The sequence below is a fragment of the Paracoccus binzhouensis genome, from assembly GCF_016446475.1.
GTDB lineage: Bacteria > Pseudomonadota > Alphaproteobacteria > Rhodobacterales > Rhodobacteraceae > Paracoccus > Paracoccus binzhouensis.
The window spans coordinates 19,005-28,032 of sequence record NZ_JAEHFP010000055.1; the positions used below are offsets into that span (position 1 = coordinate 19,005).

At 66.0% G+C, this 9,028-nt stretch carries 7 protein-coding genes and 1 pseudogene; 1 reads left to right on the top strand and 7 read right to left on the bottom strand.

The features are described from left to right. Positions 1-3: 3 nt before the first annotated feature. From cas6e to cas3, 6 genes are all read right to left on the bottom strand, one after another. On the bottom strand, positions 4-795 hold the full coding sequence (cas6e, locus tag I9P22_RS13495; RefSeq protein WP_233253386.1) for a type I-E CRISPR-associated protein Cas6/Cse3/CasE: 792 nt from the start codon (positions 793-795) through the stop codon (positions 4-6). Then, positions 735-1,439, bottom strand: coding sequence for a type I-E CRISPR-associated protein Cas5/CasD (gene cas5e, locus I9P22_RS13500; RefSeq protein WP_199259999.1), 705 nt, complete (start codon positions 1,437-1,439; stop codon positions 735-737). The genes cas6e and cas5e overlap by 61 nt, the downstream gene beginning before the upstream one ends. After that, complete coding sequence (cas7e, locus tag I9P22_RS13505) at positions 1,432-2,508, bottom strand: type I-E CRISPR-associated protein Cas7/Cse4/CasC (RefSeq protein WP_199260000.1); 1,077 nt, start codon at positions 2,506-2,508, stop codon at positions 1,432-1,434. The genes cas5e and cas7e overlap by 8 nt, the downstream gene beginning before the upstream one ends. Next, positions 2,505-3,026: a type I-E CRISPR-associated protein Cse2/CasB gene (gene casB, locus I9P22_RS13510; RefSeq protein WP_199260001.1), complete on the bottom strand. Its 522-nt coding sequence runs from the start codon at positions 3,024-3,026 to the stop codon at positions 2,505-2,507. Before casB ends, cas7e begins: the two co-directional genes overlap by 4 nt. Continuing rightward, a complete protein-coding gene (gene casA / locus I9P22_RS13515) occupies positions 3,023-4,504 on the bottom strand; it encodes a type I-E CRISPR-associated protein Cse1/CasA (RefSeq protein ID WP_199260002.1) in 1,482 nt (493 codons plus the stop codon). The genes casB and casA overlap by 4 nt, the downstream gene beginning before the upstream one ends. Before the next feature lie 174 nt (positions 4,505-4,678). Beyond that, positions 4,679-7,162, bottom strand: coding sequence for a CRISPR-associated helicase Cas3' (gene cas3 / locus I9P22_RS13520; protein ID WP_269846649.1), 2,484 nt, complete (start codon positions 7,160-7,162; stop codon positions 4,679-4,681). A gap of 695 nt (positions 7,163-7,857) precedes the next feature. Here cas3 and I9P22_RS13525 point away from each other — a divergent pair. Continuing rightward, a pseudogene (locus tag I9P22_RS13525) lies at positions 7,858-8,613 on the top strand (IS5 family transposase). An 86-nt stretch (positions 8,614-8,699) separates the two neighbouring features. Here I9P22_RS13525 and I9P22_RS13530 read toward each other — a convergent pair. After that, on the bottom strand, positions 8,700-8,888 hold the full coding sequence (locus tag I9P22_RS13530; protein WP_199260004.1) for a hypothetical protein: 189 nt from the start codon (positions 8,886-8,888) through the stop codon (positions 8,700-8,702). Positions 8,889-9,028 lie beyond the last annotated feature (140 nt).

Sequence of the window (9,028 nt, forward strand, 5' to 3'; positions counted from 1 at the left end):
ATCTCAGGCCCGGCGGATCAACATCAGCCCACAGCCGAAGGCCTTGGCACGACCAAAGCCACGGGCAACATGGCTGAGCAAGGCACCGGGGTCGGTAACGGTCAGCCGCCCGGTCATGTCGATGACGCCAAATTGCGGCTGGCCCTTGCGGGGGCCGATATGGGCTGGCAGCGGCACTACCGAATAATCGGCCACTGCGAAATCCGCGAGTTGAAACCCCGCATGCGCGCCCTGTTGCGCCAGCCAGTCACCACCAGCCGTTTCGGCTGCCGCCAGACGTGTTTCGCGCCGGGCATCGCTTTCGCGTCCCGAAGGCAATGCGTGCAAGGCGTCCATCACCACATCGACCCGTTTGGCTCGGGCATCGGGTTCGGCCTTGCGCGTCCGCGTCGCATTCGCGCGCAGGACAAAGCCAAGCCGATCGCCCACGCGCAAATCCGGCGCGAAAGGCTTGATCTCGGGCGGCGCGAACAGCCCTGCACCATCAATTGCCGGTGGACGTGGCGAGAGGATCAGGAAGCGCCCATTCCCCTCGGCCCTCCACAGGAAATCGCGGCGTCGGTCGGGATCGCCGGCGAACAGCGCCCAGATCAGCCGGTGATGCGCATCCATGATCCGGCCGCGTTCCGGGTCGTGCAGCCTGTCACGGGCGGGCCCCTTGATCGGGTCGATCAGCGCCTTCAGCGCCGTGGTCGCCGGATTGCGCGCCAATGTCGCGCGCGAAAGATAAAGGCTCATACCGCCCCCTCGGCCGCCAGCCGGTGGATGAACACGGGACGTTGCGCAAAGTGCCATTTCGCACGCTCGACCGGCAGATCGTTGCGGCTGTCCTGCACATCGGCAGGACTCAGGGGCTGATCCGAGGCGACCAGTTGCAGCGTGCCCTGATGACCAAAGGGTGGACGAGTGGCCAATGCCAGCGCCTGCAAGGGGCCTTCGACCTCAACGATACGCGGCGCAGGGGGTGCAGCCAGCGGGCAGGACTTGCGGCCCAGATAGAGCGTGAATACCGGCTGGCGCAGGGCCTGGGCCAAATCCTCCAGCGCGCCCATCCAGCCGGGTCCAGGCCAGAGCGCTACGGCATAGGCGACGCCGACCCGGTAATCGCGGAGCGTGATGGTCGTGTTCGTATTGCGTCGGGCACGCGCCAGCGCAGCGGGACGACTGTCGGGGTTGCGCGCCGCGGCGGTCGGGATGGTCTCGACCGTATGGTAATCGCGCAGCGGCACCCCGTCGTCGATCACCCCCACCGCCATGCGCAGCGCATCGAACCGGGCAAAGCCTGCATCGTCGCCGCGCCGGATGCCCATGGCCGCCGCGACCAATCCGATCACAGCAGAACGGCCGGGCCATGTCAGCGAGCCCCGCCGCTCATGCCCGGCGAGTTCCCCCATGGCGCCCAGGGCGGCACACAGGGTGAAGACCAGATGCTCAGCCATCCGCCGCCACCGCCGAGGCCGCGAAACTGGCTATGTCGTTCAGTCTGCCCTGCCCGGCCGCGACATTCATCAGCGCCTCGCGCGCCGGGGCGCTGTCATAGGCGGCGTCGATCTGGCTGCGCATTGCCTCAAGCGTCACGACCGAGGTGGCCAGCAGATCCTCGCCCTGCACGGGTTTCAGGAAGGCGCCGGTCAGGTCGCGCGGGGCGTGGCTGCCGATCTCGGCCAGGACATAGGCCGCGAAGGGGTGGTGCGCGTGGCTGTTCTGCTTGCCTTTGGGCGTGGCGGTCGCCAGCGCGCGGGCCAGCGCGTCCAGCCCCCTTGCCGCCAATTCGCGATCGCCGCCGAGGTTCTCGACCAGAAGATCGGTATTCACGCAGGCATAGAGGTAATAGACGCCCGAGCCGAAGGCATGCTCGCCCAGATGCGCCCCACCCGCATCCTCGTCGCGGGTCTTGAGATCGTCGACGGCGGTAAAGAAATCATCCTCGGATTGCGCGCGATGGGTGGTGATGGCATGGCCGACCTGAACGGCTGCCTCGCGGTTGAAATCCGGGTTGTCGGCCAGCATGCGGCCGAACATGGCGATGTCCACGGCACCGCCGGCGCTGCGCAGCACGGTTTTCGCCAGATCCTTGTCCGAAGGCAGTCCCTCTCCCGCAGCAGCACGGCGCGCGAGATCCAGCGCGTGGGCCCGTTCCTCGGGCGAGATAAAGGCCAGGGTCGTGCCATGGACCAGATCCGGGTTCTTCTTGTCCACCGGCTCGATCTTGCCAAAGACCTTGGCCACGGCCTCGGCGATCTCGCGCGCCTTGGCGGCATCGACGCCGTCCTCGGCCAGCGCCTTGCGGATCACCTCGCCCAACCGCTTGGTCCGTTCGCCCAAAGACCCGACCAGCGCCTGCTGGAATGTGTCAGACATGCGCACCGCACGCTTGATCGACTGGCTGGAGAGGCGCAGTCGGGGCGCACCGCCATAATGCGCCTCTTTCGGGCGGCCCTGGTCGTCACGGTTCGGGTTCGACGGAGGATAGGCGGTCAGCAGGTGAAATTGCAGAAAGGTGGTCATTCGGTCTCCTCCTCGGCGGCACCTTCGCGCGGAGGCGCGGCGCCGTAATAATCGAAACACCAGCGAATGCGGGGCTTTTCGCCCCAGAACAGGATGTCCTCGGCCAGCGCGGCCACGTTGCAGGCCCGGCCGACCAGAGGCAGCGCGCGGCGCAGGCCCGTCGCCAACTCCTGCCGGTCGTCGGAACGGATCAGCCGCTGAAAGCGCAAGGGCGAGAGCGGCTTGGGATCGCCCCCGCCAAAGGCCTGGGCGATGCGGCGCCCCTCGTGCCGCTCGACGCGGGCCAGCACCTGAGCCAGTGCGGCCAAAGCCAGCGGATCGGCGCGCCACGAAGGCGCCGCAGCCAGGCGGTCGTGCAGCTCGATCACCCGACCCTCGGCCAGAATGTCGGTGACGTGATCCGCCCGCCGCAGCCTTGCCCGCAGGGCCCGCGCCGGGCCGGTGTCGTCGTCAGGGCGGAGGTGCTGCTTCCACCAGCCAAAGGCGATCTGGCCGGGGTTTTTCGTCGCATCGCTCATGCGGCCTCCTTCCTGCGGGGTCGGGGTTCGAGGTCCAGCTTCTGATAGGCATCCCTGCCCAGCTTGTTCCACCCGGCGAAGGTGGCCCGCAGCCCCTCGCGCGACCGGATGATCTCCTCCATCGCCCCAGGCCGTTGCTGGTCCAGCCCCGGCAAAGCCTGCCGGTCGAAGATCGTCAGCGCCGCCCGCTCCATTCCCCGCAGCCAGCGCGCGGCAGTGTCGGCAGGCGGGGCGCCAGCCAGCAATTCGCCGAGTCCGGCCTCGAAACCGACCTGCGTCGCGGTAAAGAATTCCTCGCGCAAGGCCTCGAGCGCGCTGCCCTCGCCGACGACAACCTTCAGCGCACCACGCAGGGCGAGTCCGAAGGATTCCGCCGACTGGATCATGGCGATCAGAGTCAGCCCAGCCTGGTTTCCCAGGGGCAGAAACGGCTGCCGCGACCAAGTAAAGTCCCGGGGCTTCATGTTGTCCATCGCCCAACCGGCCACGATGATGCTGGCTCCCGCCCTGTCCCGAGGCAGCACCCGCCGCTCATAGCTGTCCAGGCATTGCGCACGGCGGCGCAGGTCTCCCTCATCCCCCGGCATCTCCATCACCACGCCCAACCAGTTGCGATAGCCGAAGGCGCCGGCGCGGGGGTGCAGGGGCAGAAGCTCGGCACCGGCCTTCTGCCGGTAATAGGGGGTCAAAGGATGCTGCCATCCGGCATAATTGGCGCCGTAGGGTTTCTGGATCACGCCGCAGATCGCTTCCTCCCCGACCAGCCGCAGGCGGCGCGGCATGCCGAAGAACGCCTCGGCGAGATGGGCGGCATCGGGATAGACCTCGGACCCCTTCCCTTCTGATGTGCGGGTCGGGCGCATCCAGGGCAGCACCTCCGGCCCGGCGGGCCGGCCATCCGGCACATTGGCCCAGACCAGATCCCAAAGGTCGCCGCGCCCCGGATCGACCAGCGTCACCATCGGCCCGCCGCCCCGCATCGAGGTGCGGTTACCCGCTCCGCCCGACGGCGCATGCGCCTGAAGCGTGTAAAGCGCCATCGCCGCCAGCGCGGGTTCCAGCACAGGATAGCGGTTCCGCCGCACCATCAGGTCGGCATTGTTGCGCGCCGTATTGCCGCCGGCCGAGTCGATGAACAGCATGTCGGGCGGGTTCGGCTCGCCCTCCAGCGGATCGAAGTCCTGAAGAAAGCACGGACCGTCACCCATCAGGCTGAAGGCCGGCGCCAGCGGGGCGAGCCGTTCCCGCAGGCGCTGCGCGTCCGGCTTGCGGATCCGCCAGTCCTGCGCATTGGCAGGCGGATCGGCGAGAAAGACCAGACCGATCAGCAGTTCCAGGCAGGCGATGTTCAGATCCGCGCGCGGCCAGTCGGGAAAGATGACGCCCGGCTCGGCGATCTGGTCGGGGCGGATGATGCGGGGGCCGCCATCTGAGCGGCTGACCGGGATCCAGGGATCGTTAACAAGATTTAAAGACATGAGAACGATCCTGCGATTCACATTACGGCCGATCCAATCAGAGCCGCGCACCTGCTGTCAATCCATATTGATCCCTTCTCAAACTTAACCCTACTCCACATTCATATATCCCCGCGCGTGCGGGGAACGAGGCGCCTTGACCCTGCTCCACGGGTCATCGCCGCCATGCGGCGATCATCCCCAGATCAGGCCCGAACTTTCCGAATAGCGCAACCCCTCGCAAATCGCGCCGTCATCGTCCACCGGGCAAACCGTCACCGCCGCACGCCGCCAGTCCGGCCAATCGCGGGTGGCCGCCATGATCTCCGCTGCCGCCTGATCCAGCAGGGGCAGATGATCCAGCCTCACTTTGGCAGCCGACACCTCCGAAAGCTGCCAGAGTTCCATAGGCGTTCCATCGCCCTGCGCCCAGGGCCTAAGCACGCCATCCACCCGGCGCGCCAGCGCCAATGTGCGGGTCTCGCGCCCCAGACGAGTGGGGTAGCGGGTATCGTCCGCGCCTGCCGCGCCCAGCCGATAGCCCGCAGCAAGATCCACGACATTCTGATCGCCCAGCGAGCGGCGGGCATAGCCCTCGCCGATGCGCTCCTGCTCGGCGGCCTCCAAGACCGGCGGGACCGGAACCGCGCCATCGCCATGCACGGCCTCGATCAACGCGCGCAGTTCGCAAGGCGCATCAATCTCGCCCCGCCGGAACAGCAGATCGGCGGTGCGCCATTGCTCGGCCAGCGGATAGACCCAGGCACCGCCCTCCAGCACCTGATGCAGCCATCGGGCGTCAGGCACCTGCGCCGGATCGGGCGAGACGACATGCAGCACGGGCCGGGGAACAGGCCGCCGGTCCCGCGGACGCTCGTCCATATGCCGCCACAAGCGTCCGGCGCGCTGGATCAGCGCGGCCATCGGCGCAAGATCGGACACCATCACGTCGAAGTCGAGGTCGAGGCTGGATTCCACCACCTGCGTCGCCACAAGCACCTTGCCCGCCCGCCTCTTGCCCTTGCGTCCGAAGCGCGCCAGCTCCGCCGCCTCGATCCGCTTGCGGTCGCATAGTGCAAAACGTGCATGCAGCAGCGACGCCTCGACCCCGCGCGTGCGCAACAGACCTATGGCGGCAATCGCGTCATCGACGGCATTGCGCACCCAGACGCAGGCCGCACCCGCCTGCGCCAGACGCGCCAGCAGATCGACGGCCGCCTCGGCATCGGGCAGCCTCTCGACCTTCACCACTCCCTTCGGGCTGGGCGTCGCGGCAACGGGTTGCGGCTTGTCTGTGCCCGGAATCGTCAGTGCGGGATAGGCCGGGTCGCGATCCGTGGCCCAATCCCTGCCCGCTCCTTCGGCAAAGGCTCGCATCAGCCGCGCCCGCGCGTCCAGCGGCAAGGTCGCCGTCAGCAGAATCGCCGATCCGCCCTGCGCGGCATGGGCCTGCAGCAACCGCTCCAGCAGGATCGCCATGTAGCCGTCGCCCGAAATTTCATGCGCCTCGTCCACGATCAGGATCTTGGAGGACAGCCCCCACAACCGCAACGCGGAGAACCGCGCCCGCATCACCGCCAGCAGCGCCTGGTCGACCGTCCCGATCCCCACATCGGCCAGGAGCGCCCGCCGCCGGTCATCTGCCAGCCATTCGGTGCAGGTCACGTCATCGCTGCGGCTGTTCCCATACTGCAGGTCGAGAAACGGCACCGACAGTCCGGCGCGGCCATGGGCCAGGGTCAGCGTCGGCCGGTCTAGCAGACGCCCGACCACCTGCGACGTCCGCACGAACATCGCATCCGCCGTGGCCATGGTGGGAAGCGCAAAGAACAGCCCCCGCCCCTTTCCGGCCAGCAACATGCGCTGCGCAAGGATCAGCGCCGCCTCGGTCTTGCCGGCACCTGTTTCATCCTCGATGAAGGCCAGCATCTGCCCCTCGGGCAACGGGACCGATGCGGCGGCCTGCTGCATGGGGCGCAAGGCAAAGTCGAACAGTTCCCCTGCTGTCGCGGCCGCTCCCGCAACGCCTGCCTCGGGCACATGGCGCGCGGCAGCACCCCGCGCCAGCGCAAGATATTCAGCCAGGGGCAGGTCGGGTGATCGGGCCGGAAACCAGTCGGAATTCGAGCCGATCCAGTCCGCCGCCGTGGTCAGCCCCGCCAGCCACCAGGACAGTCGCGTCGCCTCGATTTCATCCAACCCCGCCAGCGATGCCTCCGGCCAAAGGCCGGCCAAAGCCTCGATGGTCGCGGGAATGTCCGCCGCAGCTTCTGCCCCCGCACCGCTGCGCATTCGGGGAAAGAAGCGTTCATCCTGTTTCGAAGGTCGCCCGTGGTGACCCGCAATGGCCGAGATCAAGGCGCGCATCGCCCAGGGATCGGCCTGCAAACGGTCTTGCAACCACTGATCATCCAGCAGCCAGGCCTCGGTCAACTCCCAGTGGCGCGCGGTCTGCGGGGTGCCCTCGCGGATCATGGCACGGAAGCCCGCCCCGATCTTGCCCAGATCATGCAAGGCGATGAGCAGCGCGAACGCGGCCTTCCATCTGTCGGCAAGAGGATCGCCGCGCAACAGCCGTTCGGCAACCGCAGCCACGTCAAGCATGTGATATATGGCAGGATGCTCGGGCCCGCCAATCTGGCCGCTTTTCCCGGGCCAGTGCAACAGATGAGAAACCATGAAAGCCCGTGTTCGAAAAGAAGCTGCTCTTCCCTCCGATGATGCCGTCTTTTCGTGGAAAGGAAAGAGGGCGCCATGATGAGGTTTTTCCGATACGGGCCGTACCGTGAGGCACAGACCGGGCGCGACCTCGGCCCAAACTGGAAAATCTCCATCCTCGTCTTCCGCGAAGCTCGTCTTACCGCACCCAGATCCTCGATTGTCCGGGTGAAGTGCTACGGCAAGGCTGGGGGCAGCATGGCTTCCGAATAAACTTTACAGTCCCATATCGCTTCGATGAGATAGGGCCGAAGCCCCTATTGGGGGGTCACGTCGATCGGCGACGAGTTCCCCCTATCCGTTCTTGACCCTTGTGCTTTTCCACTTCCCTCTCGCCCGCCCCTTGGCGTGTCGATAAATAATAAAATTATCGACATATAGTTCCAACGTGTCGAAGCCATCGACATGTCAGCCATTCATGTCGACGAAGCAGCAGGATATCGACATGACCTTTCACCCGGACCGTCCGTTCAACGACCTCCCGCCCCTGCCGCCGGCGCAGGATATCGAGACCAAACCGGTGCTGAAGGCCTGTAACGAGTCCGTTCTAAACAACGCTTTATGCCGCGCTCGGCATCCGAAGTGGTCTTTTAGATTCAGGACGCATTGATTTTCAATGCTCTGCGTGATTCACGGCTCGAAAATGGAGCGGTGACATGAGCGATCTTTACTGGCTGACCGACGAGCAGATGGCCAAGCTTGCCCCTTTCTTCCCGCAGTCGCACGGAAAGCCACGGGTCGATGACAGGCGCGTGCTGAGTGGAATTATTTTCATCAATCGCAATGGGTTGCACTGGCGAGACGCTCCAGATGCCTACGGCCCGCACAAGACGCTCTACAGCCGGTGGAAGCGTTGGAGCGAGAAAGGCAGCTTCGCGCGGATGATGGTCGGTCTGGCTTCCGAACACGGCGAGGAAAAGACCGTATGATCGACGCGACCGACCTGAAGGCACACCGCACCGCGACCAGCATGGCCGCGAAAAAGGGGGCGAGGTCGCCTGATCGGTCGGACCAAGGGCGGCATGAACACCAAGCTGCATGCCATCTGTGACAGCCAGGGACGGCCGCTCAACCTGTTCGTCACTGCAGGGCCGGTTAGCGATTACATCGGCGCGCGGGCGCTGCTCGGCAGCCTGCCAAAGGTCGACTGGCTGCAGGGGGATCGCGGCTATGACGCCGACTGGTTCCGGGACGCGTTGAAAGACAACGGGATACGCGCCTGGATCCCCGGCCGGAAGCAACGCAAGACCCCAGTCAAATACGACAAGCGCCGATACAAGCGCCGCAACCGCATCGAGATCATGTTTGGCAGGCTCAAGGACTGGCGCCGGGGGGCGACCCGCTACGACCGATGCCCAAAGGGCTTTCGCTCAGCGATCGCTCTCGCCGCAACCGTCATCTACTGGTTATGAAACCTGAGCCTAGCCGCAGCTACATTCGGGTGAACATCCGGCACATCGGCGGGGGCTTCCGCCATGCGCATGGTGATCTCGGCCTTCTACCGTTCCAACTCGTCCATCCGGGCCTTCATCGACGGCTGATACATGCCATCCTCGATGGCGGCGATGATCCCGGCAATGGCGCGCTCGATCTTCGCCATCGCGCGGCGGTCGCTGTCCTGTTGCGCCCGCCGCTGATGGTTCAGCCGGTTGGTTTCCTCGACATAGGCGCGAACCGCTTCCTTCACCGCCTCTGCGGAGACCAGCCGATCTTGCAGCCCAGCCAGAACCCGCGCCTCCTGACCCGCGCCGGTTTTGCCGGAGGCTGATTTGGGTTAGTTACGCGGCCAGGGGATCAGTTTCCATAGCCGCGTAGAAGTTTGCCTCT

Excerpts from the sequence above, each read along its gene's own strand:
- casA (WP_199260002.1), bottom strand. The coding sequence starts at position 4,504 with ATGTCTTTAAATCTTGTTAACGATCCCTGGATCCCGGTCAGCCGCTCA.
- cas7e (WP_199260000.1), bottom strand. The coding sequence starts at position 2,508 with ATGACCACCTTTCTGCAATTTCACCTGCTGACCGCCTATCCTCCGTCG.
- cas3 (WP_269846649.1), bottom strand. The coding sequence starts at position 7,162 with ATGGTTTCTCATCTGTTGCACTGGCCCGGGAAAAGCGGCCAGATTGGC.
- casB (WP_199260001.1), bottom strand. The coding sequence starts at position 3,026 with ATGAGCGATGCGACGAAAAACCCCGGCCAGATCGCCTTTGGCTGGTGG.
- cas6e (WP_233253386.1), bottom strand. The coding sequence starts at position 795 with ATGGCACTTTGCGCAACGTCCCGTGTTCATCCACCGGCTGGCGGCCGA.
- cas5e (WP_199259999.1), bottom strand. The coding sequence starts at position 1,439 with ATGGCTGAGCATCTGGTCTTCACCCTGTGTGCCGCCCTGGGCGCCATG.